Genomic DNA, 25,537 nt, shown 5'->3' with positions numbered 1-25,537 from the left:
CTGCGGGGGCGGCGTCAGTTTGCCGGGCGATGCGGTACCTTCGGTCTTGGGTTTCATGACACACTCCTCCTCAGAGTATGGCATTGCGCTGGCCTTTTTGCCAACAGGTTCAGCGGTAAAGCAGGCATCCCGCCGCCACACGCAGGTGTGCATCCGGTAGAGCAGGGCGGCAAGAGGGACTAGCGCCGCCAAAGAAACAGCGGGTGCAGCGGGCCGGCGTGCTTGCCCGGAGCGCACACTGCCCTCATAGCGCCGCCACCCCCAACGAAGCAGCAAGACTTGAGGCTGCTTGCGATATGGTTCGAGGCCGCTCCGTCCTTGACGCGCGCCTGGTTGAGAACTTCGTCTATTCGGGCAGAGCTTCAGTGTTCAACATCAGGTCCCAAATCCAGTCTTGGGCACTCTCGTTGCTGTAGCCATCCGGGCACCGGGCGTTTTCCCCAATAACAACAATCCGGGTTTCCGGAGCGCTGCCCCAGGTGCCTTGTTTTGAGAAATTCATCCTGCTGCCAACTTTTTGGAAGATAATTGGGGTATCGGGAAAATCGGAGCAGAACAGAATTCCCTTTGCTCTGAAAACCGCTTTGGGCAAGGCGCTGAGGGCTTTGCGGAAACGCTCATAGGTATGTGCTTCGCTTGTGCTCCAGCTGGCGGAACAGAAACCGGTGCCTGGGTGAGAAAGCAGAAGCTCTTTGCCCTCCTGCGAATGGCGCCCTGTGTCCAGAAGGACCTCAAAAGGCACCTGGCCTTGGATTGCCTCATAGACTGGCAGATCCGGAAACAGCCATTGATCCCGGAACGCCTCCAGATCCAGGGGCGTCACCAGGTCCGTCTTGGTCAGGATAGCAATGTCCGCCGCTTCGATCTGAGATTGCACCAGCAGCCGGCATGAGGCTGACAGGTTTTCCGTATTTGCTGCGTCAATCAGCGTTACCACTGCATCCAGCCGGGCATAATTCCGCAGCTGCGGATAGCCAAAGACAGAGGCGATCCGGCCGGGCTGGGACACCCCGCTGGCCTCGATCAGCAGATACTTGGGCGGATTGCCAGAGCGGAACAAGGCCTGCAGTTGCGCTACCAGGTCGTTTTGAATCGAACAGCAGACGCAGCCGTTTGACAGCTCCATCACCTCGCGTTCGCGCTTCAGGATCAGGTCGGCGTCGATATTGACCGCACCGAAGTCGTTGACCAGCACGGTGATGTTCAGGCCGTGATCTCCCTGCAGCAGGGTGTTGATCAGCGTGGTTTTGCCAGAGCCGAGAAAGCCCGCGACGATGGTTACCGGAACGCGCGTATCCATCAGATGTCCTTTGGCGTGAAGTCGGGAACCGGGGAGGTGATGCGCGCTTCAAACTCCGTGCCCTGCATCCAGCCATCGGGGTCATACACGACCTCGCCATCGACCATGGTCAGCTGCACCTGCGTCTTGTGCCAGTTGCCCTTGGCCTCAACCTCCAGCAGGTTGCGGTCCAGCACGATCAGATCGGCGGTCTTGCCTGCGGTGATTGAGCCCGAGACATCCTCGCAGCCCATCGCATAGGCGCCATTAAGGGTCAGCATCCGGATCGCCTCTTCAGGTGTGATCGGCTGGCCCAGCTTGCCCTCCATCTCGCCGCGCGGGTTTTCGCGGGTGACCAGGGTCTCGAATCCGAACCAGGGATCAATGCTGCTGACCGGCCAGTCAGTGCCCATCACCGCGACCCCGCCCTCATCCAACACGCCGCGGACGTTATAGGCCTCTTGCAAGCGCTCCCCGAAAGACGACCTAGCGCCGATGGTGAACTCTGACGGGAACCAGCCCACCGGGGAAAACTCTGCGATCACGTCCAGTTCAGCAAACCGGGCCAGGTTGCCCTCATCCAGCAGGGTGGAATGGGCGCATTGGTGGCGCATGCCACCGGGACCGTTGCGGCGGCGGCACTCAGCCACCGCATCCAGGAAGATGTCCGATGCCCCGTCACCGGTGCAATGGGCAATCACCCGGATCCGCTTGCGGTCCATTTCCGCAACCATGTCATAGATATGCTCAGGCGTCAAATTCAGCGAGCCCTGCCAAGTCTTCTCGTTCGGCCAGGGAGAAATCAGGTAAGAGGTGCGCGGTTCGGCGGTGCCGTCAAAGTGGAACTTGACCGCATTCGCATTGAGACGCTTGGAACGGTAGTAATGCCGCTCCCCCGCCAGCAGTTCCCAGCGGCGGCGCACCGGAAAGATGTCGTCCTGCCAGCTGATTGCGGCCTCGACCCGCACCGGCAGCTCACCTGCCAGGTCGATGGCGCGCAGCGCATCCAGACGCTGTTCGCAGACATGCACGTATTTCGTTGCCACCACCCCGCGGGCGGACTGGAACCGCGCGCCTTCGCGGTAGGCGCGGGTCAGCGCGTGCATCGGTGGTGGCGGCATTGCTGCCATGATCAGCGCATAGGCGCCATCCACCAGGATGCCGTCCGGCTCTCCAGTCAGTGGATCGCGCACGATGTAGCCGTTGTTGGGGTCGACGGTGTCCTTGCTGACCCCCGCCAGCTCCAGCGCCTTGGAGTTGGCCATGCAGCTGCCCCACATCCGGTCCATGATCGCAACCGGCCGGTCGGGAATGAAACTGTCAAGCCAGTCGCGCCCTGGCTTCAGCCCCGCCTTGCGAAAGGCGTAGTGGACAAAATGCTTGCCGAAAATCCACTCGCGGTCCGGGTTTTCCGCGGCATAGCGCAGGATCGCCTCGCGCACCTGATCCGGGGTGGGTGTCTCCAGCCCCACATCCAGATAGTCGGAGTATTTCGGACCCAGAGCCAAATCGGGATGTGTGTGCATGTCATAAAGGCCCGGCATGGCAAAGGCACCATTCAGGTCATGCACATGGGTGTAATCCGCAATCAGCGGCTCCATCTCGGCATTGCTGCCCACCGCCATGAACCGCCCGTGCTTGATCGCCACCGCCTCGGCCCAGGGCTGATCCGCGTCGACGGTGTAAATCCGCCCGTTCCGCAGCACCATATCCGCCGCAGGCAGCCCCTCGGGTGTGTTGGTCGACCGGATTCCGGCGCTCGAAACCATGCGTCTGTCCTTTCCCTGCCGCGAGGCCAAGCCCCGCACCTGTCTGGGCACAGTAAGAACGCAGAATTTCTCACGTCAAATGAAAGAAATTCGGATGCATTTCCCAATTTTTCTCATGTAGTCTGCCGGCAAACCCGCACAGAGAGGTCCGAACATGGGCAGCATGGCCGAAAGAGACGCAAGCGACGCCCGCCGTGTCTACCCATCGATGACGGCGCTGAGGATGCTGGAGGCGGTGTCGCGGCTGGGCAGCCTGCACAAGGCATCGGAGGCGATGTTCGTGACCCCCAGCGCGGTCTCGCACCAGCTGCGCAACCTGGAGCAAATGCTGGGGGTCAAGCTGATCAGCCGGGCGGGCCGCAAGGTCGAACTGACCTCAGCCGGCAACCGCTATGTGCTGGACATCCGAAAGGCGCTGGAAATCGTCGAACGTGCCAATGCGCCGCTGGGCGACAGTGAACCCTTTGGCCCCTTGCGCATCAACTGCGCGTCCGGCCTGGGCAGCTATTGGCTGGCTTACCACATCACCGAGTTCCTGGATCTGTTTCCCAACATCGATCTGGAAATCACCAACGAGACCGACCGCAACGATATCCTGAACGATCAAACCGATTTCTCGATCATCTACGGCGACGGCGCCTGGCCCGGTAAACACGTTCAGCACCTGTTCACACCGCGCGCCTTCCCGGTCTGCTCGCCTGCCTTTCTGGAGCGCCACGGCCGCATCCGCACACCCGAGGACCTGGTGAAGCTGCCCTTGCTGCACCACCGCAATCAAAGCGACTGGGTGGTTTGGCTGTCCGCCGCCAGCAAGAAAAGCTTTGAGCTGAGCAAGGGCATCGTGTTCTCGGATGTGACCCACAACATGAACGCAGCCATTGCCGGCGCCGGCATTGCCATCGGCGACGACATCCTGGGCCGCCACGCGCTGAGCGAGGGCAAGCTGGTGAGGCTGTTCGACACCGAAATCCGCGGCCCCCACGCCTATTACATCGTTGCCCAGAAAGAGCGGATGCAGCGCCGGGTCTGCCAGCTGGCGATCGACTGGCTGTCGCGCTGGTTCCAGGAATACACGCTGCAAACACAGGGTTAGACTGCCGCAAAATCGTGAGAAATTTTCACCATAACACGGCAATTACTTTCATTTGACGTGAAAAAAACTGACTGCAATCCTCCCGCCAATGCCTAGGGCCTTGCCCGGGCCAGGAACGACGGGGAGCCAGCCAGTGTCACAAATCGCGGCCAGCAGCATCTGCAAGTCCTATGGCGACTTCAAGGCGCTGCACGACGTCAGCATGGAGATCAGCAAGGGCGAGTTCCTGACCTTTCTGGGCCCCTCCGGCTCCGGCAAGACCACCTTCCTGATGATCCTTGCAGGCTTTACCGAACAGTCCTCCGGCACATTGATGAAGGATGGCCAGGACATCAGCCGGATGGCCGCGGAAGAGCGCAATTTCGGCATGGTGTTCCAGGGCTACGCGCTGTTTCCGCATATGACCGTCTGGCAGAACGTCGACTACCCGCTGCGGGTGCGCAAGATGGGCAGCGCCGAGCGCAAACAGAAGGTGGGGCGGATCATCGAAACCGTCGGCCTTGCCGAACATGCGCACAAGAAACCCTCGCAACTGTCTGGCGGTCAGCAGCAGCGGGTGGCGCTGGCCCGTTCGCTGGTGTTCCAGCCGGATGTGCTCTTGCTGGATGAGCCGCTCTCGGCGCTCGACCGCAACCTGCGCGAACAGATGCAGAGCGAGCTGAAGCGGGTGCATGAGGAAACCGGCACCACCTTTGTCTTTGTCACCCATGACCAGGGCGAGGCGCTGGCGATGTCCGACAAGATCGCCATTTTCAATAAGGGCCGGCTGATGCAGCTGGCGACGCCTGATCGGATCTACAACGCGCCAGACTCACGATTCGTTGCGGAATTCCTGGGCCAGATCAACATCTTCCCGGTGGCCAGCCCCGGCATGGACGGCGGGCTCCTGCGCGGCAATCTGGACGGCACCACCCTGTCGGCCGCCAACCCTGGAAACCCTGTGAACGGCACCGCCAGCATCGCGGTGCGCCCCGAGCATATGACCCTCAGCGCCGAGCGCCCCGCGGATCAGGCCAATGTGCTGCCCGCCCGGGTGATCCAGACCACCTATCAGGGCTCCCACAGCGACCTGGTGCTGCAGACGCCGCAAGGCCACAGCATCAGCGCCTCGACCCACAGCGCCAATGGCGCGCTGCCATCGGTTGGCAGCGACCTGTGGGTCGGCTGGTCGCCCGAAAACAGCATCGTGATTGCCGATTAACAAGACCCGGGCCGGACCGCGCAAGGCGGCCTTCGGACCCGGCGACGACTGACCAGGGAGAAGATCATGAACAACTTTCAACGAGACTGCTGCGAGCTATTGGCCGAACGCTTCCGCTCCGGCAAGCTGGACCGCCGCGGCTTTCTGACCGGGCTGGTGGCACTGGGTGCCGCCACCGTGGCAGCACCTGGCGCCCGCGCCGCGGGCCAAGAACTGGTGGTGGTCAACTGGGGCGGCGATGCGATCGACGCCTACTCCGCTGCCTTTGCCGAAGCCTATGAGGCCGCCACCGGCAACACGCTGAAAATCGACGGCTCCGGCCCGCTTGAAGGCTCAATGAAAACCCAGTTCGAAAGCAACTCGGTCCGCTGGGACGTCTGCGACGCAGAACCCTATTCCGCGATCCGCCTGGGCCGCGAAGGCATGATGGAGAAGATCGACTATTCCATCGTCGACCGCAGCAAGATCGAGCCGGGCTTTGACGGCGAATTTTACGTTCCCTCCTATTTCTACAGCAACGTCATCGCCTATGACGCCACCCGCTTTGGCAGTGACGCGCCCAGCACCTGGGCCGATTTCTGGAACCTGGAAAAATACCCGGGCAAGCGTACCCTTTACAAATGGATGACCGGCGTGCTGGAGGCCGCACTTCTGGCCGATGGCGTCGCCCCTGCCGCGCTGTATCCGCTGGACGTGGACCGCGCCCTGGCCAAGATCGAGACACTGAAGCCGCATATCGTCAGCTTCTGGTCCTCCGGCGCCGAAAGCCAGCAGCTGCTGCGCGATGGCGAAGCCTCGATGGGTCTCTTGTGGCACACCCGCGCCAACCTGACCAAGCAGGACACCGAAGGCGAGGTCGACTGGACCTTTGACCAGGGGCTGGTGTCGCCCTCAGGCTGGACTGTGATCAAGGGCAACCCGGCCGGCGTCAAATCCGCCATGGAGTTCATCGCCCTGGCCCAGAACCCCGACAATCAGGTGACGCTGCTGAACGAGCTGGGCAACGGCCCGGCCAACCCTGCCGCCCACGCGCTGGTCTCGGAAGAGATGAAACCGGTGGATGCAAGCTCCAAGGAAAACCTGGAGCGCCAGATCGTGCTGCAGGCGGAATGGTACGCCGACCACTACGGCACCGCGCTGGATAAATATCTGGCCCTGGTCAGCAGCTAAACCACTTGGGGAGGAGCAGCAGGATGGCCGCACGGCTCAATATACACACCGTAGCCATGTGGCTGCTGCCCGCCCTGTTCCTGGCGGTCTATCTGGCACCGCTTCTGGGCGTCTTCGGCTGGTCCGTCTCCCGGCCGGAGCCGGGCGCCGAGAACTATGTGCGGATGCTGACGGATGCCGATGCACTCAACATCATGCTGCGCACCGCACGGGTCTGCATCCTAGTCACCGGCATTTCCGTGCTGTTGGCCTATCTGCTGGCCTATCATTGGGTCTTCGGATCTCCGGCGCGCAAGCTGTTCATGGAGCTGTGCATTTTCATCCCCTTCTGGATCTCGGTTCTGATCCGCGCCTTCGGCTGGGTGGTGATCCTGCGCAACAAGGGCATTCTGAACGAGAGCCTGCTATCCATCGGCGCCATAGCAGAGCCGCTAACCTTGGTGCGCACCGAGTTTTCGGTGATCCTGGGCATGGTGCATTTCCTGGTGCCCTTTGCGGTTTTTCCAATCGCCTCGGTGATGCGCCAGATCGACAGCCGGGTGCTCCTGGCCTCACGCGGCATGGGCGCCAGCCTCGCCTTCACCTTCTGGAACGTGTTCCTGCCGCTCACCGTGCCTGGCATCCTGGCTTCGGTGATAATCGTCTTTGTCTTTGCGCTCGGCTTCTTCATCACGCCGGCGATCCTGGGCGGCGGCAAGATCGTGATGATTGCCGAATACATCTATATTCAGATGTTCCAGACCTCAAACTGGGGATTTGGCGCCGCGCTCAGCATCGGGGTGCTGGCGGTGGTCGCTGCCATGGCGGGCCTGTTGTTCAAAGTCATCCGCCCGGAAAGGCTGGTCAAATGATGCGCAAGCCCCTGAACCTGCAAGGCTGGCTGCTGAAACTTGCTGCCGTGCTCACCGGCCTTTTCATGCTGATGCCGCTGGTGGCGGTGATCCCGGTCTCCTTCACCCCCAAGCGCTTCCTGTCGCTGCCCAAGGGCGACTGGTCCCTGCGCCACTACCAGGCGCTGCTGACGGATGAGGCCTGGCTTGCCAGCATCTCCGACAGCATCCTTGTCGCACTGGCCAGCAGCGTGATTGCCACCGTCTTAGCCGCCGCCTTTGCGCTTGGCCTGTGGTTCCGCCAGCCCCGCTATGGCGGCGCGCTGGTCGGACTGGCGCTGCTGCCAATGGCGGTGCCGCCGGTGGTCTCGGCGGTGATCATCTATTTCCTGCAGGCCCGCATCGGCCTGATCGACACCTACCCGGGGCTGATCCTGACCCATGTGATTATGGTGACGCCCTTTGCGGTCATCGTGATGCTGACCGCCACCTCGCGGCTGGATAAATCGCTCGAACTCGCCTCCCGCAACCTAGGTGCGTCGCGGATGCAGACCACCTTCTGGGTGGTGTTGCCGAACCTCAAATTCGGGCTGTTCTCGGCCTGGTTTCTCAGCCTGGTGCTGTCCTGGGAGGAAATCGCCGTCACCCTGTTTGTCAGCGGTATCGACGTGATCACCCTGCCGAAACGGATCTGGGACGGGCTGCGGCTGAACGTCGACCCGATCATTGCCGCAGTCTCGGTGATCCTGATGGTGCTGACCACCATCGCCATCGTCGCCAAGACCCTGCACGAGCACCGCAAAGGCAAGTCCGGCAGCTAAGACCGGGCGAAACGAAAGCACCCCTAATGGACATCAACCAGATTTCCGCTCTGTTCACCCCGGTGACCGGCGCCCAGAACGTGATCACCGGAGAGCGGCTCGCCCTGCGAAACACCGGCTATTGCGCCGCGAGCTATGACGGCGGCGTGCTGCTGACGCCGGAGACGGCGCAGCAGGTCAGCGAGATCTGCCGCCTGGCCGCTGCACACTGCCTGGCAATCGTGCCGCAGGGCGGTCTCACCGGCCTGGTGCAGGGCACCGCTACCGCATCCGGACAGGTGGCTCTGTCGCTGGAAAAGATGAACCGCATTCTGGACCTCGATCCGGTGCAGGGCGTCGTCACCGCCGAGGCCGGCGCCACCCTGCAGCAGGTAATCGACGCCGCCGAACCCCTCGGCCTCGCCCCCGGTGTCGACCTGCCGTCGCGCGGCAGCTGCACCCTGGGCGGCATCGCCTCGACCAATGCCGGCGGCATCCAGGCGATCCGTTATGGCATGGCGCGGGACAATATCCTGGGGCTGGAGGCGGTGCTGGCCGACGGCACTCTCCTGGACCTCAACAACACGCTGCTCAAGAATAACGCTGGTTATGACCTGAAACAGCTGTTCATTGGCTCGGAAGGCACGCTGGGCATCATCACCAAACTCACCCTGCGCCTGCACAGCCGCCCGTCCTCGGTGCAAACCGCGCTGATCGGCTGCGCCGGACCCGCAGATCTGTTCGAGGTGCTCGCTCAGGCCCGCAAAACCTTTGGCGGCAGCCTGTTGTCGTTTGAGGCCATGTGGCCGGAGTTCTTCAGCCAAATTGCCGCGCATCTCGGCAGCAGCCTGGTATCATCCGAATGCGGCATCTACGGGGTGATCGAAACCGGCCAATGGGGCGGCTCGGAACAGGAAGAGGCCCTGACAGCCTTCCTCGCCCAATGTTTCGAAGACGGCCTCCTGCTGGACGGCGTCGCCGCCCAATCCGAAAGCCAGCGCCGCACCATCTGGCAGCTGCGCGAGGACGCGGATGTGATCGAAAGCCTGAACGGCCCCTGCCTGTCCTACGACGTCGGCCTGCGCCTCAGCGATATCCCGGGCTACGTCAATCAGCTGCAGGAGCGGATCGCCGCGGACTGCCCCAGCGTCAGCTGCTATGTCTTCGGCCACATGGGCGACGGCAACCTGCACATCATGGCAGGGCCAGCCCCCGATCCCGCCGGCCACGCCGCAATCGACGGCGCGGTCTATGGCACGCTGCAGAACTTTCCCGGCACAACGGTTTCAGCGGAACACGGTATCGGGCTGGAGAAACGCGCACATTTGCCGCTCAGCCGGCCCGGAGCTGCTCTCGCAGCGATGCGGCAACTGAAAGCAGCCTTTGATTCCCAATCTATGCTTAATCCGGCGAAGATACTTACAGAGGCACCAGACCAGTAATGTTCTGAGTGCGTGCAGCCCCCTTAGCAACTCGCTTGAAGACGGGTATTGAATGCTGGGGTCAGGATACGCAGGTAAAGCGATAATGCCCATCAGCATTCACGCAAGGATTGCGGCAGAGCGCAGCCGGTGCGCCATCCGGTAGGTTGTGATCCCGCGATAGCCCGCATGTGCGCGGCCGCCGGTGATCTCAAATCCCATGGCACGGAACTTGGCCTGGTTCTCTTTCAATGCTGTTCTGGTCTCCAGCACGAGGCAGGACTTGCCGCGCTGGCGGGCCAAAGCGCTGGCCTGTTCAATCATACCGCGGGCCAAGCCGCTGCCCTTGTGTTCGGCGCGGATGGCAAACCGGCCCAGAAACAACGCGTCCTTCGCCTCTTTCAGGAACAGGCATCCGGCAAGGCGGGCACGATCTCTTGCGATCATAAGATGTTCGAACTCAGCCCGTCGGGCCAGATCGGCCGCGGTGCAGCTATAGACCGTGCTGGGTGGATCGACCTTGCCGACGGTATGGGCAAAGGCATGGCGCAACAGCCCCAGCAGACCGGTCCAATCACCGAACCCATCGGGATTGAGCGCGATCTCCGGCAGGGCGTAAACTGACGGGACATCAGGCGTGGCGGCTGCCGGGCTGCCTGCGGGACTGGTATTCGACTGGAGCAATGCCAAATTTCCTTTTGAAGCTGCGCACAAAGGTGGTGGTGCTGGAGAATCCGCAGGCGGCGGAGATCGCCGGCAGCCGGTAGTCGGTTTCGCTCAAGAGCTTGCGGCCGCGCTCCAGCCGCAGGTCGCGGTAGTATTGCGCGGGCGTGCGCCCGGTATAGGAGCTGAAAAGCCGCTCCATATGGCGGCGTGAAATGGCCGCGCGCCGGGCGACTTCCTGCAGGGGCAGGGGGTCTTCCAGGTTTTCAGCCATGATGCCGGCTGCCTTGACCAAATGCGGGCTGCGGCTGCCCAGCACGTAAGAGAGCGAGCTTTGCGGCCGGTCTTGGCTGCTGCGCAGGCCGGTGTGGACGCACATGTCCGACACGGTGCGGGCAAAGCGCTGGCCGTGATGGCTGGCGATCAGATGCAGCGACAGGTCCAGCGCCGCAGTGCCGCCGCTGCAGGTCAGGACCTGGCCATCCGCGCAGAACAGCTGGTCCAGCGGCGCCAGTTCCGGAAAGCGTTCGCAAAACCCCAGCCGGTCCTCCCAGTGCAGGGTGAAACCGCCGGATTTCAGAAGCCCGGCTTCAGCCAGCAGCCCGGTCCCGCCAGAGACGGCGCCGACCGTGCCGCCAAACCGCGCCCTGCGCCGCAGCCAGCTGACGACCGGAGTTTGCCGCAAATGCTGTACGGCCGGGCCGGCAACGATAAGCGAATAGTCGGCCCGCGGCGCATTCGAGAGCGGTCCGTCAACGGCCAGTTCAGTTCCGTTGGAGCAGGTCACGCCGCCGCCGTCTTCGGACAGGGTGTGCCAGGTGTAAAGCGGCTGTGCTGCCAGCTGATTGGCGATCCGAAGGGGTTCGATCGCCGAGCTGAAACTGAGCATGGAAGCGCCGGGCAGAAGGAAGAACGCAAAGGACTTTTGCGGCAGGTCCCGGGGGAGAGAGAGGGTGGGCGCCTGCGCATGGGCTTTGCCAGGTCCGGCGCTTCCAGCTGAGCACGGCCCTATGGAGCCAGGGGGCCGTGCAGAGAGGGGCCGGTCAGCCTTCATAATCGCTGAGGGTGAAGAACAGCGTATCGCCGATTTCGCACAAAGCAGGGGTGCGTTTGCAGAACACCACGCCGCCCTTGTTGAAGCGCAGCTCTTCCGGTTTTTCCCAGGGCTCTTTCAGGTTCCAGATGTAGCCGGCCAGCTGGCCGTCCTCGACCACGTCGCCCAAGTTCACAACCGGTTCGAACATGCCGTCCTTGCCTGCAAAGATGTAATGGTCACCGGTCTGCATCGCCTTGAGCGAGACCTTGTGCTCGGGGTCGGGCAGGTGTTCGTCTTTGGTGAAGACACCCAGCTCGCGCAGGCAGCGCTTCATGCCGTTAAAGCCGAAGTCGCGGATCCAGGGGCGGATCTTGCCGGCGCCGCCCAGTTCAGTGGACAGGTAGATCTTGTCCTGCGGCAGGATCTCGCCCGACAGGGTGGTTTCATGCACCCGGTCGCCGACGATGCCCAGCGGCGCGCCGAACAGCTCCAGGAACTTCATCTGCATCGCGTCTTTCTGGGCGTCGCCCATCAGACGGATTTTCACCGAGGGATGGTGATCGATGGATTTGCCGGCCGAGTGCAGGTCAAAGAACGCATCGCCGCGCGGCACGATGTGGTTGGTGATGTACCAGGCGATCATCTCGGTCGGGGAGCCGTACTGGTTGCCCGGGAACATCCGGTTCAGGTTGGCTTCGCCGGTCCAGTCCAGCGGCGAGGTGCGGCGCCCGGCATAGAAGGCCGGGGCGTTGGCCGCGGGCAGGAAGATGATCTGGCCTTTGATGTCTTCGGGCTCCAGCTCCTGGTACAGGCCGTTGCAGATCGAGACACCTTCGTATTCGTCGCCATGGTTGGCGCCGATCACCACCGCAACGGGGCCGTCGCCGTTCTTGATCGACATGATCGGCATCGGCAGCCAGCCATAGGCAGAGCGGTCCGAGGAGAACTGGATACGCACGTAGCCGTGCTGTTTGCCTTCGGCGTCCAGATCGATCTCGCAGCTGGGGGCGAGGGAGACTTTGGGGCAGGGCATGGGTTAATTCCTTCTGTTTTATGCCGCTTGTGCTGTGGATTGGAGTTTGCGCCAGGCCGCGCCGAGCTTGGCGATGCCGTCCTTGATTTCGTCCACCGTGATGAAGCTGTAGGCCATGCGGATGCAGTTGCCGGGATCGTCATTGGGGAAGCTGAGCCGGCCGGAGGAGACCTCGACACCTTCTTCGATACCCAGTTCAACCAGCCGCTCTGCATCGGTGCCTTCGGGAAGGGTCGCCCACAGGAAATAGCCGCCATGGGGCGCGCGGATCTTGGCTTCGGGGATGTGCTCGGCAAAGGCTTCGATCATCGCGTCGCGGTGGATGCGCATCTGGTGGATCATCTCGTCGATGTGATGCGCCATCTTGTTGGACTGCATCAGCTGCACCACGATGCGCTGGGCAAAGGCGTTGGAGCCGCCATCGGCCTTCTGCATCGCCATGCGGCGGATCACGCCGGCATCACCGATCGCCCAGCCGACACGCAGGCCGGGGGCGAGGATCTTGGACACGGTGCCGAGGCTGATCACATGGCCGGTGGTGTCCATGGATTTGATCGACGGGATAACTTCGCCCTCGAACCGGATACGGCGGTAAGGGTCGTCCTCGCAGATCACGAAGTTATAGCGCTGCGCCAGCGCCAGCATCTTCTTGCGCCGTGCCAGCGAGGTGGTGACGCCGGTCGGGTTGTGGAAGTCCGGCACGTCGAACAGCAGCTTGGGCATCTGCTCGGCGTTGTTTTCCATCCGCTGCAGCTTTTCTTCCAGTTCATCGGCGCAGAAGCCCTCGCCGTCCTGGCCGATGTCCAGGAAACGCACGTTGTGGGTGCGCATGATGTGGACAGCAGTCATATAGGTCGGGCGGGTGACGATCACGGTGTCGCCGGCCTCGCAGAAGGTTCGCAGCGCCAGGTCAAAGGCGCTTTTGGAGCCGTAGGTGACCAGCACATTCTCGCGGCTGGCCTTGATGCCGTCCTCGGCGACGAAGTTGCAGATCTCGTCGCGCAGGTCATCCAGGCCCATCAGCGGCGCATACTGCATGGCTTCTTCGCGCAGGGGGCCCACGGCCTCGGTCGCTTCGCGCACCACGTCGGGCAGGCAGGGCGGGTAGGCGGCGCCGGAGTTCAGGGCGATGGTGCCCGGCGCGTGGTCAAACACCGATTTGCCAAGAATGGCAGAGCGGCGGGCGAATCTGAAATCAGTCATTGTCTTTCCAGTCAGGTTCAGGATGCGGCGGCCATGCGGGCGGCGACGAAGTCCTCAATCGCGGCCCCCACGGATTTGAAAACAGTGATTTGGCTGTCCGAGGTGCGGGGCTGCGCTTCGCCGCGGCACAGTTCGGCCATGTCGCCCGCGATGTCGGCGCGGGTGATGGTGCCGTCAGCCAGCGGCTGGGTGATGTCGCCGGCCTCGGCCATGGCGCCATCGTATGTGTCGACGATGATGCCGCCGGCGGCGCGCTTCAGCGCCTCGCTGTCGGTCTCGCGCATCTCAGTTGTAAAGCCGCCAACCAGATCCAGATGCGCGCCCTCTTTCAACAGCGCGCCCTTGATCAGCGGATCGTTGGTGATGGTGGCGGCGGCAATCACATCTGCCTCTGCGACGGCTGCGTCCAGATCGGTGGCCACGGTGACGGCCTCGTCGAACTGATTGGCCAGCGCCTGGGCCTGTTCGGGGCGGCGGGCCCAGATCCTGACCGTCTCGTAGCTGCGCACGGCGCGGTGGGCCGGGATCAGGTTGGCAGCGATGGTGCCGGCGCCGACGATCAGCAGCGATTTGGCATCCTTGCGCGCCATTTGGTCGGCCGCGAGGGCAGAGGTGGCGGCAGTACGGCGCGCGGTCAGCTCGCCGCCTTCCATCACCGCCTCCGCCTGGCCGGTCACCGCGTCGAACACCATCACGCTGGCGTTCACCGCGGGCAGGTTGCGGGCCGAGTTTCCGGGGGCGATGAACAGGATCTTCACTGCCAGCTTGCCGCCTTCCTCCCAGGCGGGCATCGCCAGGAAAGCGGCGTCCGGCTCGCCCGGCACCGGCACGGAATGCGCGGTGCGCAGGGGCTGCGAGACGCCTTTGGCAAATGCCCCTTTCAGTTCGGAAATCAGCGCCTCCCAGGGCAGGGCGGCCTGCATGTCGCTGTCGGTGAAGAATTTCAACTGGCTGTCCTCCCGCTGCCGGTTTTGCTGGATAATATATTATCTAGTATCTAGCGACGTCAAGCGTTGTGACAGCTCGCGTGGAAGCGCCGCCTTGGCCCTTTGCAGCAAGGCTGCCGGGCGGTTCGCCTGCCGTTCCGGCCGGGATGCCGTTTTGAGAATCAGCCTTGCCGGATCGGGGATTCAATATTGTGATTCCCTTGGGCGGGATGTGTTTCAACCGATGGCAGGGCTGGGACTGTGGGGCGCTGAGAACCCCTGTTTTCTTGGGAGATTGACCCCGTGCGGATACTGCGTCTGTCTAATTCGCAGAAAATTCTTGCCCTAAATAATATATTATCTAGTATGATGGCACGCAAACACAGCTCGTGTAAGGTACGACATGACAGCCCCATACGCAGATTTCACCAAAGAAGAGTTCGAAGCGCGCTACGCCAAAACCCGTGCGCTGATGGCCGAGAAGAACCTCGACGCCATGCTGATCACCGAACGTCTGAACTATCAGTATTACACTGGCCACCGCTCTGAGCAGTGCGCCGTGGACAAGATCCGCTCCTACATGTTCATCCTGCCCAAGGATGGCGACCCGACCCTGATCACCATGCCGTTTGAGGTGGCGCAGGTGGAGCAGACCTCCTTCATCACCGACATCCGCACCACCGGCGGGCTGATGGGCCACCCGGAGTTCATCATCGGTGTGCTGAAAGATCTGGGCCTTTCCAAGGCCCGCATCGGCGCCGAACTGGGGCGCGAACAGTATCTGGGCATTTCCTACCTGGGCCTGCAGGAAGTGATGAAAGGCCTGCCAGAGGCGGATTTCATCGACGCCGCCGACATTATCCTGAAGGTGCGCAACGTGAAGTCGCCGCAGGAAATCGAATACCTGCGCCGCGCCTCGATCATCTCCGCCGAAGCGCAGAAGAAGACCTTCCAGGAGGTGCGCGCGGGCATGACCGAAAACGAGGTTGCCCAGATCCTGCGCCAGAACCTGATAGCCAACGGTGCCGAGAAGATCTCGCTTCTGTGCGTGCTGTCGGGGGCCAATGAAAAGGGCATCGTGCTGCTGCCGACCGACCGGGTGATCCAGAAGGGCGAGACCCTCGGGTTTGACGTCGGTGTCAGCTACAAGGGCTATTGGTCCGACCTGGCCCGGACCGCCTCCATCGGCAAACCCTCGGATGCGCTGAGCGAGTTTTACACCTGGGCCATGCAGCTGCGCCATGACTGCAACATGCAGCTGACCGCGGGCAATACCCCTGCACATGTGATCGAGGTGGTCGACAAATACCTGGCTGAACGGGGCCTCAAGACCATGGGCGTGGGCCGGGTCGGCCACGGTGTCGGCATCGAGACCACCGAATACCCGTCGCTGGCAGCGTTTGAGGACATCCAGTTCGAGGTTGGCAATGTCTTTGCCTGCAACCCCAACTTCTCGAATGAGCTGGGCTTCATCAACGCTGAGGACAACTGGGCGGTGACGGAAGGCGAGCCGGACCTGCTGTCGGCACCGGTTGCCGAATGGGAGATCCCGGTCATCGAAGCCTGATGAGGAAGTGAACCATGGGCGCCGCGGGGAAATCCGCGGTGCCGCACCAAGGGAGGACAACATGAAACTCAACAGATTGCGCCGGACATTGCTCAAGACAGTGGCGGCAGCTGCATTGGCCGGGGTGCCCGCGCTGGGCATGGCCGAAACGCTGGAAGAGCGCGGCAAGGCGGATGGCCTGCGGGTCGCCTATTACAACTTTGCCCCCTTTGCCTATGTCGATGGCGACGGCAAGGTGATCGGCGAGCAGGTGGAAATCCTGCGCCATATTCTGGGCGAAATGGGTCTGAGCATTGCCTCGGAAACCTCGACTGAATGGGGCAACCTGATCCCGGGGCTGAAGGCCGGCCGGTTTGATATCGTGGCGGCAGCGATGTTCGTGACGCCCAAGCGCTGCAATGAGGTCGCCTTTTCCGAACCTACCTTCGGCATTCAGCAGGCGCTGGTGGTGAAAAGCGGCAACCCCGCGGGCCTGTCGGAATATGAAAGCGTGCGCGAGGCGGGCGTGACCATGGCGGCGATCTCCGGCACTGCTCAGGTCGATTGGGCCAAGAGCGTCGGCGTGGAGGAAGCCAGCATCATGCAGGTGCCGGATACGCCGACCGGGCTGGCGGCTGTGCGCGCGGGCCGGGCCGATGCCTTTGCCATTGATGCGCCTGGCGCACGTCTGGCGGTGGCCGGCAACGACGGCGGCGAATTTGAAATGTTGCAGCCTTTTGCCGAGGTCGATGGCAAACCCGCCAGCCCGCATGGTGCCTATGCGGTGCGCCCGGATGAGGCGGCCTTTGTCGCGGCGTTCAACGCCAAGCTGGCCGAATTCATTGGCACGCCGGAGCATCTGAAGATCATGGAGGCGCATGGGCTGCAGCCCAGCGAGCTGCCGTCGCGCAGCACTGCCGATCTTTGCAAAGGCTAACCCGGGTGGGGCCTGCGGGCCCCGTCCGCTGACTGTTCAAGGCCGGAAGATGACGATGCAAGACCAGATCCCGCTGACTGAGACCGTGCTGGGCGACAGCCCCGGCCCGTTCCGCGTGGGCGTGCTGGCGCTGGCCAATGATCAGGTGATTGAGCGCGACCTGGCGCGGTTGCTGCCGCCCGAGGTGCTCACCTTTACCACCCGGATCGCCTTTGGCGGCGATTGCACCATGGAGCAGCTGGCGAAGATGGCGCCGCAGCTGGCAGAGGCTGCACAATTGCTGAATCCGGAAGTGGCCCTGGATGCGGTCATTTTCGGCTGCACTTCGGGCACGATTGCAATCGGACCGGAGACAATCCGCGATGCTATCCAATCCGTGCGTCCCGGCGCCTTGGCGGTGAACCCGGTGGAGGCCGCCTCAGGCGCGCTGCGCCACCTGGGCGCCCGCCGCATCAATCTGGTGACGCCGTACGAACCCGAAATCGCCGACCGCATGGCGGCGCAATTCGAGGCAGCGGGCTTTGCCATCAACCGCAGGTTCGACTTCGGCATCACTGCCTCCGCGGACATCAGCCGGGTCCGGCCTGAAGCCATCCTCGAAGCTGCCGCCCGGCTGGGCGGCGATGGGGCAGAGGCTACTTTTGTCTCCTGCACGGATTTCCAGTCGCTGGGGGTATTGGAGCGGATCGAGACAAAGACCGGCATTCCCGCGGTGTCCAGCAACCAGGCAATGGCCTGGGATGTCCTGGCCTCGCTGGGGGTGCCGGGCGGAGTGCCGGGCTATGGTCGGCTGCTCCGCGGAATACCGGACTGACAACACAATAAAACAGGGAGAAAACTCATGACATTCAACAAGATCCGCAGAACTGTGCTGAAAGGCGCCCTGGCGGCAAGCGTGGCAATGCTGCCCGCGATGGCGGCCCAAGCCGGCAGCCTGATGGACCGCGCCAAGGGCGAGGGGCTGCGCGTCGCCTTCTACAACTTCAAACCCTATGCTTACCAGGACGACAGCGGCAATCTTACCGGCACTGACGTCGAAACCCTGCGCGCGGTTCTGGACGCAATGGGCGGCAAGATCGCCGAGGCCAAGTCCACCGACTGGGGCGCATTGATCCCCGGCGTCAAGGCCGACCGTTTCGACGTCGTGGCTGCCGGCATGTTCGTCACCCCCAAGCGCTGCGCAGAGGTGCAATTCTCTGAGCCGACATTCGGCATCCAGCAGGCGATGGTGGTGGCCAAGGGCAACCCAAAGGGCGTCACCAACTATGAATCCGTGGCCGAACAGGGGCTGAAGATCGGCGTGGTATCGGGCTCTGCCCAGAAAGGCTATGCCGAGGCCGTCGGTTTGACCGACGCCAGCATCTCGCAGCTGCCCGACAACCCGACCGGGGTGGCTGCCCTGCGTGCGGGCCGCATTGATGCCTGGGCGGTCTCGGCCCCCGGCGTGCGTCAGATCATCGAAAGCCTGCCGGATGCGCCGATCGAATCCACCGCGCCCTTTGCCGAGGTGGCAGGCCAGGCAGCGGTTTCGCACGGCGCCTTTGCCTTCCGCCCGGCGGATGCTGACTTCGTCGCAGCCTTCAATGCCGAGCTGACCAAGTTCATCGGCTCCGACGCGCATATCGCGCTCTTGCAGGAACACGGCATGACTGCCGACGAACTGCCGATCAGCGCCACTGCCGAACTCTGCGGCAGCTGAAACCAACAGTCTCCTCCGGCTCCGGACCCGGGGGAGGCATGACGGATGGGGAGGGCCGGATGGTACCAAGAATTGCCATTGTCATTGGCTTGGCTGCCTTTTTGGCGGGCCTGTCGGTGGCGACCTTTGCCGAGCTGAAGATGTTTCTGCCCGCGATCCTGAAAGGCGCGGTGGTGACGGTTCAGATCTCGGTGCTGTCCTGGCTTGTCTTCATGGCAATGTCGCTGATTGCCGGTGTTGCCCGGGCCAAGGCTTCGGGTGCGGTGCTGTGGCTGGCGGTTGGCTATATCGAGATCTTCCGCGGCACTTCGCTTTTGGTGATCCTGTTCTGGCTGTTCTTCGTGATGCCTGAATTCGGCCTTACCATGTCGCCGGTGCTGGCGGGTGTGTTGGGCATCGGGCTGAACTTCGGCGCCTATGGCGCGGAGATCGCCCGCGGTGCCATCGGTGCAGTGCCAAAGGGTCAGACCGAGGCGACGATTGCCCTCAATATCTCATCCTGGAACCGGATGGTGCGGATCATCCTGCCGCAGGCCATCGCCATCATGATCCCGGGCATGGTCAACCTCACCATCGAGCTGATCAAGGCCACCGCGCTGGTCTCGGCTGTCACATTGGTCGACATCACCTATGCCAGCGTGCAGCAGAACCAGCTGCATTTCCGCACCGTGGAGATCTTCGCGATCACGCTGATGCTGTATTACTGCTTTGCCCAGTTCGTGCGCTTTGGCGGCGACGCCTTGGAAGAGCGCTTCTCCCGCCACCTGAGCAAGAGGGTCTGAGCCATGGACTGGAGATGGGATTTCACATTCGACGTGGTGCTGCCCAAGATGTGGGAAGCCGCAGGCGTCACCGTCTGGGCCACAGTCGCAAGCTTTGTTCTGGCGCTGATTGGCGGCCTCATCCTGATGCTCTTGAAAACGCACCGCTCGCCCTGGATCAGCAGGCCGGCCACTGAGTTCATTGAATTCATCCGGGCAACACCCCTGTTGGTGCAGATCTTCTTTCTGTTCTTCCTGCTGCCCGATTTCGGCATCACCCTGCCGCCGCTGACCACAGGCATTCTGGCCATCGGCATCTACAATTCTGCCCTGTGTGCTGAGGTCTACCGGGCCGGTTTCCAGGCAGTGCCCAAGGGCCAGTGGGAGGCCTGCATTGCGCTGAATCTCTCCACCTACCGAACCTTCCGGGATGTGATCATCCCGCAATCGCTGCCCCCCATTGTGCCGGCGCTGGGCAACTACCTGGTGGCGATCTTCAAGGAAACGCCGCTGTTGTCCTTCGTGGCGGTTGCGGAAATCATGCAAATCTCCAAGCTGATCGGCGCGGAATACTACCGCTTTACCGAGGCCGTCACCATTGCCGGGATCTTCTTCCTGGTGATGAGCCTGATCGCCGCCTTCCTGATCCGCCTGGTTGAGAATTACGTCAAGAGGAGCATCCTGCATTGACCCATCCCATGATCCAATTCGACAAGGTGCTGAAAGCCTATGGCGCGCTGCAGGTTCTGAAAGATCTCGATTTCAGCGTCGGCAAGGGCGAGGTGGTCTCGATCATCGGGCCCTCCGGCTCGGGCAAGACCACGGTGCTGCGGGTTCTGATGACGCTGGAGGGCATCCAGGGCGGCACCATGTATGTCGACGGCGAGCCGCTGAACCGGATGCAGAAGAACGGCACGCTGGTCGATGCCAGCACCGCGCATGTGCGCCGGATCCGCTCGAAAATCGGCATGGTGTTCCAGAACTTCAACCTGTTCCCGCATATGACGGCGCTGGAAAACTGCATCGAGGCGCCGGTGCATACGCTGGGCCAATCAAAGGCCGAGGCCACTGAGGAGGCGATGCGCCTTTTGACCATGGTCGGGCTGGCCGACAAGGCGGGCCACTATCCCAGCCAGCTGTCGGGCGGCCAGCAGCAGCGGGTGGCAATAGCCCGCACCCTGGCAATGCACCCCGAGGTGCTGCTGTTCGACGAGCCGACCTCGGCGCTGGACCCGGAAATGGTCGGCGAGGTGCTGGAAGTGATCCGCGATCTGGCCAAATCGGGGCGTTATACCATCCTGCTGGTCACCCATCAGATGGGATTTGCCAAGGAAGTGTCTGACCGGGTTTGCTTCTTTGACGGCGGCCGCATGGTCGAGCAGGGCGCGCCGGGGCAGCTGTTCGACAACCCGCAGAACGCGCGGCTGCAGCAGTTCCTGTCCAAAGTGCTGGAGGCCGGATGAGCGAGCGTCTTGCACCAGGCTTTTCGATGTCCTACGGGCATAAGGGGGCAGAGCATGCTGTTTCTGCCGCCGCCCGTGCAGCAGACCTGCCCGGATCCGGGCTTTGGGAGGTTTCAGAATGAAGAACATCCTCAACTACGGTGATGGCCCCAAGGCGATCTATGAGGTTCTGAAACAGCAGATCATCGCGGGTGAGCTGAAAGCCGGCGAAGAGCTGAAGATCATGCCGCTGGCCAAGGAGATGGACATCTCCATCGTGCCGCTGCGCGAAGCGATCCGGATGCTGGCGGCGGAAAGCCTGGTGGAGCTGCGCCCCCGCCGCAGCCCGATCATCGCCAAGATGAATGAGCGCGAGCTGATCGAGATGAACCAGATCCGCGGCGCGCTGGAACCCATTGTGCTGGCCGACGCGGTGCCGCGCCATACCGATGAAACCATCGCCGCCTGCCAGGCGCTGATCGAAGAGGACGAGCGCTCCACCGACCTTTGGGAAAAGGTGGAACTGAACCGCCAGTTCCATCTGGCGCTGCTGGAACCCTCGATCATGAAGCGTTCGCTGGCGATTATCGGCGACCAGTATGACGGCATCGCCCGCATCACCCAGTTCCGGGTGGTCGATCACGGCGGCATGGTCGGCAAGCATAACTTCGAGCATGAGGCGATCCTGGATGCGGTCCGGGTGGCCAATGTGGAAAAGGCGGTGGTGCTGATGACCCGCCATATCGATCACGCCACGGTGCGTGCCAAGCATGAGCTGAGCCAAGCGGTGGAGGCGGGCCCGGCTGCGGGCAGCGCCGCCGCGAAAGCGACCAAGGGCTGACAAAGCCCTCAACAGGGAAGACAACAGATGAAGACCTGCGACTATGTCGTGGTGGGAGCCGGCAGTGCCGGCGCCATCATTGCTGCACGCCTTGCGGAAGACCCCAAGGTCTCGGTTCTGCTGCTGGAGGCGGGGCCGAGGGACAGCAGTCCCTTGTTCCATGTCCCGGCGGCGATGCGCTATGCCTACAACGCCCCGAAATACAACTGGAACTACGAGACCGAGCCGGAACCGTTCCTCAACAACCGGGTGCTGGTGCAGCCGCGCGGCAAGGTGTTGGGCGGCTCAAGTTCGATCAACGGCCAGCTCTATCTGCGCGGCCATCCGATGGATTACGAGGGCTGGGCCGAGGCGGGCGCGCGCGGCTGGTCCTATGCCGACGTGCTGCCCTATTTCAAACGGCTGGAAACCCGGGTCGATGGCGCCAGCGAGTACCGCGGGGCCGAAGGCAGGATCCGCGCCTCGACCATGGGGGCGGACAATCCGCTGACCCAGGCGTTTTTGCAGGCGGGCAGCGAGGCCGGCTATCTGCGCACCGATGATGTGAACGGCGGCCAGCAGGATGGCTTTGGGCTGTTGCCCAAGAACGTAGCCGGCGGCCGCCGCTCCTCCACCGCGCAATGCTACCTGCGCAACCCGCCGGCCAACCTGACTATCGAAACGGGCTGCCACGTGCGCAACATCATGATGGAGGGGCGCAAGGCCACCGGCCTGCGGATGGTGCAGAACGGCCAGGAGGTGACGGTCAAGGCCAACCGCGAGGTGATCCTGTCGGCGGGCGCCTTCAACAGCCCGATGATCCTGATGCACTCCGGCATCGGACCGGCGGCGCAGCTGCGCGAGCAGGGGATTGAGGTGCTGCACGACCTTCCGGGTGTAGGCGAAAACCTGATGGACCACCCGCTGACCTCGCTGCAGGTGGCTTGCACCCAGCCGGTAACGCTCTACAAGCACTTGAACCTGTTCTCTCAGGCGAAGGGCGTGCTGGACTGGCTGCTGACCCGCAAGGGGCTGCTGGCCAACAACCATTTCGACGCGGTCGGTTTTGTGCGCACCAAGGCAGGCGTGCGCTTCCCCAACCTGCAGATTGCCCTGTTCCAGATCGCGGTGGCCGAGGGGTCGGCAGATTTCGTCAAGGAACACGCCTTCCAGCTGCAATTCGCCAACCAGCGCCCGCAAAGCCGTGGCTATGTGCGGCTGGCGTCAAACGATCCTTTCGCCGCGCCGCGGATCCGGTTCAACCTGCTTGAGCACCCGGAGGACGTGGAGGAGCTGAAGGCCGGTTTCCGCCTCAGCCGGGAACTGGTGCAGCAGCCGTCGCTGACGGCCTTTACCGGCAAGGAGATCTTCCCCGGCTCAAAAGTCGAAAGCGATGCGGACCTGGAAGCTTGGCTGCGCGAGACCTGCCATTCCTCCTATCATCCCTGCGGTACCTGCAAGATGGGGACCGATCCGATGGCAGTGGTCGACCCGGAATGCCGGGTGCATGGCATCGAGGGCCTGCGGGTGGTGGATGCCTCGGTGATGCCCATCATCCCCTCGGCCAACCTCAACTGTCCGTCGATGATGATTGGCGAGAAGGCCGCCGACATGATCGCCGGCAAGGACCCGCTGCCGCCATCGAACCTGCCCTATTACAGCGATCCGAATTGGGAGACCTCCCAGCGCTAGAGTGCTCAGCTGTGCTGGTTAATTTGCAGAGGGCAGCGCCCGACCCTGGGTGAGGGCGGAGCAGCCTCCCGTCAAACCGCAGGTTTGCCTCTGGCAAAACGGGAGGGCCGGGCGCTGCCCGGCCTATCAGCCGGGCGGTTCAGTTGTTCAGTTCCCAGCGCTAGGCGAAAAAAGAGGGCGCCCGTTTGGGCGCCCTTTCCAGTCGGGGGAGTATCCGGCCTATTGCGCAGCCGCTGTCAGCCGGGGGAAGAGATACTCCTGCACCGCCGCCTCGCCGCCGACACAGCCCAGCCCGCTTTGCTTGATGCCGCCAAATGGCACGTCGATATAGGCAGTCGTCAGCTGATTGACAGCGACGCTGCCTACCTGCAGCCGGGCGCCAACGGCTTCGGCTTCCGCCTGATCGGGGCCATAGACATAGCCGGACAGCGCCAGCTCGCAATTGTTGGCCTCGGCAATTACTGCTTCCAGGTCGTCATAGGGGGTGATGCAGGCAATCGGGCCAAAGATCTCCTCGCGCAGGCCCAAGGCGTCCCAGGGCACATTGGCAAAGACCTTGGGCGTGACCCAGTTGCCGGCGTTCTGTGCCACCGGATCGTCGACGACAACCTCGGCCCCCTTTGCCACCGCATCCCCGGCAATGCGCTGCATCGACGCGACCCGCTCCGTGGTCGCCAGCGGCCCCATGGTGGTGCCGTCTTCCAGCCCGTTGCCCAGCACCAGATTGCGCGCATAGTTGCCTGCGGCCGCGGCAAAGGCGTCATGCTGGGCCCGGTTCACAAAGATCCGGTTGGGGGCGGTGCAGACCTGGCCCGCATTCCAGAAGCGTTTGGAAATCAGTGCCTTGGCTGCCGCCTCCACATCCGTGCCAGGCAGCACGATAGCGGGTGCGTTGCCGCCCAGCTCCAGCGTGCAGCGCATGATCTCGGCGCCGCATTGCGCCGCCAGCTGGCGCCCCACCCGGACCGAGCCGGTATAAGACAGATGCCGGGTGGCCGGGTGTTTGATCAGTGTCTCCGACAGCATCGCCGACGACCCCATCAGCAGGTTCACTGTACCCGGCGGCAGGCCGGCCTCTTGCATGATTCCGACGAGCCGGGCGACGGAGGCCGGGGTGGAGTTGTTGGCGATCACAACCGCCGTACAGCCTGCAGCCAGCGCAGGAGCCAGATGCACCGCGGCAGTCTCCACGGGAAAATTCCAGGTCGTGATGATGATCACCGGCCCGGCCGGGATCATATCGATGGTGCGGCTGGTGTTTTTGCCGGGGCGCTCATACCGGAACGGCATGGTCTCAGCGACAGAGGCGAAATGCTCAAACATCTCAACCACCCCGTCCATCTCCATCCGCGCCTCAGCCAGCGGCTTACCCTGTTCGGTTGTGATCAGGGAGGAGATGTCCTCGTGCACGTCCTGCAACCGCTGCGCAATGCCGCCCAGAAACCGTGCCCGCTGGTCCGGCGGCAGGGCGGACCAGACAGGGAAAGCCTCAGCCGCTGCGCCGGCTGCCAATCGCGCATCGTCGGAAGTGGCGCAGACGACGGTTCCTATGGGTTCACCTGTAGACGGGCACAGATTGTTTCTAACGTCACGGCCCTCTGGCTGTTGCCAGGTGCCGTTGATCAAAGGTGCGCAGTTCCGGGCCATCGAAGGTTCCTGAAAATTTTGGACTGGCATTTGAATAATATATTATTTAGCAAGTTTCAATGCCAGTTTCGGCAGGGATCGCGCAGCATTTGGGATGAGGTGGTTATTTAAATATATTATTGCGCCGTCTGCAACGGAGGCCGTGGGCGTGGCGAGTGCTTTTCTCAGATTGTGAACTTGCAGGCCTTGGAATGCGGCATCTGAGCCCATCCCATGCGGTGCGCGATCCCAGGGTGAACCGTTCAAAAGGTTCGTTTCCCGCTTTGCATCAGGTTTCGCGTCAGCCAGCCATCATTGCTGAAACCAGCGTGAATCATGCTTGTCTTCCGGTGTGAATCCCGCCTGTCAGCCTGACCTGTGCCGGCCGGTTTGCGGCCGGAAAATATTCTGTCTCTCACCAGCATTTTTCAGCTTCACATCCCCGGCAGGCTGGTCTATACGCCGCTACACCAAGCCTAAGACAGTGCGGTCGTGGCGGAATTGGTAGACGCGCAGCGTTGAGGTCGCTGTTCCTTAACCGGAGTGGAAGTTCGAGTCTTCTCGACCGCACCAACTTTTCCCAAAGTTAG

General features: G+C 62.6%; 23 protein-coding genes and 1 tRNA gene. 16 read left to right on the top strand and 8 right to left on the bottom strand.

Going from position 1 to position 25,537, the window contains the following annotated elements; all coding sequences use genetic code 11:
- Nucleotides 1–346: 346 nt before the first annotated feature.
- A complete protein-coding gene (locus ACXAEK_RS19165) occupies nt 347–1,300 on the bottom strand; it encodes a CobW family GTP-binding protein (RefSeq protein WP_475044344.1) in 954 nt (317 codons plus the stop codon).
- A complete protein-coding gene (locus ACXAEK_RS19160; RefSeq protein ID WP_475044343.1) occupies nt 1,300–3,048 on the bottom strand; it encodes an amidohydrolase in 1,749 nt (582 codons plus the stop codon). The genes ACXAEK_RS19165 and ACXAEK_RS19160 overlap by 1 nt, the downstream gene beginning before the upstream one ends.
- 163 nt (nt 3,049–3,211) lie before the next feature.
- Between ACXAEK_RS19160 and ACXAEK_RS19155 the strand changes: the two genes are divergently transcribed.
- The 6 genes from ACXAEK_RS19155 to ACXAEK_RS19130 all read left to right on the top strand — a co-directional run bounded on the left by ACXAEK_RS19155 (nt 3,212) and on the right by ACXAEK_RS19130 (nt 9,584).
- A complete protein-coding gene (locus ACXAEK_RS19155) occupies nt 3,212–4,141 on the top strand; it encodes a LysR substrate-binding domain-containing protein (protein ID WP_475044342.1) in 930 nt (309 codons plus the stop codon).
- A 133-nt stretch (nt 4,142–4,274) separates the two neighbouring features.
- On the top strand, nt 4,275–5,342 hold the full coding sequence (locus tag ACXAEK_RS19150; RefSeq protein ID WP_475044341.1) for an ABC transporter ATP-binding protein: 1,068 nt from the start codon (nt 4,275–4,277) through the stop codon (nt 5,340–5,342).
- A gap of 66 nt (nt 5,343–5,408) precedes the next feature.
- Complete coding sequence (locus tag ACXAEK_RS19145) at nt 5,409–6,512, top strand: ABC transporter substrate-binding protein (protein ID WP_475044339.1); 1,104 nt, start codon at nt 5,409–5,411, stop codon at nt 6,510–6,512.
- Between the two features lie 23 nt (nt 6,513–6,535).
- Nucleotides 6,536–7,363, top strand: coding sequence for an ABC transporter permease (locus ACXAEK_RS19140; protein WP_475044337.1), 828 nt, complete (start codon nt 6,536–6,538; stop codon nt 7,361–7,363).
- Nucleotides 7,360–8,163, top strand: coding sequence for an ABC transporter permease (locus ACXAEK_RS19135; RefSeq protein ID WP_475044336.1), 804 nt, complete (start codon nt 7,360–7,362; stop codon nt 8,161–8,163). Before ACXAEK_RS19140 ends, ACXAEK_RS19135 begins: the two co-directional genes overlap by 4 nt.
- Before the next feature lie 26 nt (nt 8,164–8,189).
- Complete coding sequence (locus ACXAEK_RS19130) at nt 8,190–9,584, top strand: FAD-binding oxidoreductase (protein ID WP_475044334.1); 1,395 nt, start codon at nt 8,190–8,192, stop codon at nt 9,582–9,584.
- A gap of 99 nt (nt 9,585–9,683) precedes the next feature.
- Here the strand turns inward: ACXAEK_RS19130 and ACXAEK_RS19125 are convergent, their stop codons facing one another.
- The 5 genes from ACXAEK_RS19125 to lhpI all read right to left on the bottom strand — a co-directional run bounded on the left by ACXAEK_RS19125 (nt 9,684) and on the right by lhpI (nt 14,445).
- On the bottom strand, nt 9,684–10,247 hold the full coding sequence (locus tag ACXAEK_RS19125; protein ID WP_475044332.1) for a GNAT family N-acetyltransferase: 564 nt from the start codon (nt 10,245–10,247) through the stop codon (nt 9,684–9,686).
- On the bottom strand, nt 10,195–11,115 hold the full coding sequence (locus tag ACXAEK_RS19120) for a GlxA family transcriptional regulator (protein WP_475044330.1): 921 nt from the start codon (nt 11,113–11,115) through the stop codon (nt 10,195–10,197). Before ACXAEK_RS19120 ends, ACXAEK_RS19125 begins: the two co-directional genes overlap by 53 nt.
- 154 nt (nt 11,116–11,269) lie before the next feature.
- Nucleotides 11,270–12,295: a succinylglutamate desuccinylase/aspartoacylase family protein gene (locus ACXAEK_RS19115; protein WP_475044328.1), complete on the bottom strand. Its 1,026-nt coding sequence runs from the start codon at nt 12,293–12,295 to the stop codon at nt 11,270–11,272.
- A gap of 18 nt (nt 12,296–12,313) precedes the next feature.
- Nucleotides 12,314–13,498, bottom strand: coding sequence for an aminotransferase-like domain-containing protein (locus ACXAEK_RS19110; RefSeq protein WP_475044327.1), 1,185 nt, complete (start codon nt 13,496–13,498; stop codon nt 12,314–12,316).
- 17 nt (nt 13,499–13,515) lie between these two features.
- Nucleotides 13,516–14,445, bottom strand: a complete 930-nt coding sequence (lhpI, locus tag ACXAEK_RS19105; RefSeq protein ID WP_475044326.1) for a bifunctional Delta(1)-pyrroline-2-carboxylate/Delta(1)-piperideine-2-carboxylate reductase — start codon at nt 14,443–14,445, stop codon at nt 13,516–13,518.
- Between the two features lie 382 nt (nt 14,446–14,827).
- On the opposite strand from lhpI, the gene ACXAEK_RS19100 reads away from it, so the two are divergent.
- The 9 genes from ACXAEK_RS19100 (at nt 14,828) to ACXAEK_RS19060 (ending at nt 23,321) form a co-directional block, all read left to right on the top strand.
- Nucleotides 14,828–15,991 carry a M24 family metallopeptidase gene (locus tag ACXAEK_RS19100; RefSeq protein WP_475044324.1) on the top strand — a complete coding sequence of 388 codons (1,164 nt, stop codon included), beginning with the start codon at nt 14,828–14,830 and terminating at the stop codon, nt 15,989–15,991.
- 61 nt (nt 15,992–16,052) lie between these two features.
- Nucleotides 16,053–16,907, top strand: coding sequence for an ectoine/hydroxyectoine ABC transporter substrate-binding protein EhuB (gene ehuB, locus ACXAEK_RS19095; protein ID WP_475044323.1), 855 nt, complete (start codon nt 16,053–16,055; stop codon nt 16,905–16,907).
- Nucleotides 16,908–16,962: 55 nt separating this feature from the next.
- The gene (locus ACXAEK_RS19090) at nt 16,963–17,721 is read left to right on the top strand and encodes a maleate cis-trans isomerase family protein (RefSeq protein ID WP_475044321.1); all 759 of its coding nucleotides are present in this window, start codon (nt 16,963–16,965) and stop codon (nt 17,719–17,721) included.
- 27 nt (nt 17,722–17,748) lie between these two features.
- Complete coding sequence (ehuB, locus tag ACXAEK_RS19085) at nt 17,749–18,606, top strand: ectoine/hydroxyectoine ABC transporter substrate-binding protein EhuB (RefSeq protein WP_475044319.1); 858 nt, start codon at nt 17,749–17,751, stop codon at nt 18,604–18,606.
- Nucleotides 18,607–18,665: 59 nt separating this feature from the next.
- Nucleotides 18,666–19,388, top strand: a complete 723-nt coding sequence (gene ehuC / locus ACXAEK_RS19080; RefSeq protein WP_475044317.1) for an ectoine/hydroxyectoine ABC transporter permease subunit EhuC — start codon at nt 18,666–18,668, stop codon at nt 19,386–19,388.
- Nucleotides 19,389–19,391: 3 nt separating this feature from the next.
- Entirely contained in the window at nt 19,392–20,057 is a 666-nt protein-coding gene (gene ehuD / locus ACXAEK_RS19075; protein ID WP_039127002.1) for an ectoine/hydroxyectoine ABC transporter permease subunit EhuD, read from the top strand.
- Nucleotides 20,054–20,830, top strand: a complete 777-nt coding sequence (gene ehuA / locus ACXAEK_RS19070) for an ectoine/hydroxyectoine ABC transporter ATP-binding protein EhuA (protein ID WP_475044315.1) — start codon at nt 20,054–20,056, stop codon at nt 20,828–20,830. Before ehuD ends, ehuA begins: the two co-directional genes overlap by 4 nt.
- 118 nt (nt 20,831–20,948) lie before the next feature.
- Entirely contained in the window at nt 20,949–21,650 is a 702-nt protein-coding gene (locus tag ACXAEK_RS19065) for a GntR family transcriptional regulator (protein ID WP_475044313.1), read from the top strand.
- 27 nt (nt 21,651–21,677) lie between these two features.
- The gene (locus tag ACXAEK_RS19060; protein ID WP_475044312.1) at nt 21,678–23,321 is read left to right on the top strand and encodes a choline dehydrogenase; all 1,644 of its coding nucleotides are present in this window, start codon (nt 21,678–21,680) and stop codon (nt 23,319–23,321) included.
- 219 nt (nt 23,322–23,540) lie between these two features.
- Here ACXAEK_RS19060 and ACXAEK_RS19055 read toward each other — a convergent pair whose 3' ends face one another.
- A complete protein-coding gene (locus tag ACXAEK_RS19055) occupies nt 23,541–24,968 on the bottom strand; it encodes an aldehyde dehydrogenase family protein (protein ID WP_475044311.1) in 1,428 nt (475 codons plus the stop codon).
- Between the two features lie 465 nt (nt 24,969–25,433).
- Here ACXAEK_RS19055 and ACXAEK_RS19050 point away from each other — a divergent pair.
- Nucleotides 25,434–25,520, top strand: a tRNA-Leu gene (locus ACXAEK_RS19050).
- Nucleotides 25,521–25,537 lie beyond the last annotated feature (17 nt).

This window comes from Leisingera sp. ABM4_101 (assembly GCF_056158725.1).
Note: the sequence above shows the minus strand (reverse complement) of the source record. Positions and strands in the feature narration are given on the sequence as shown.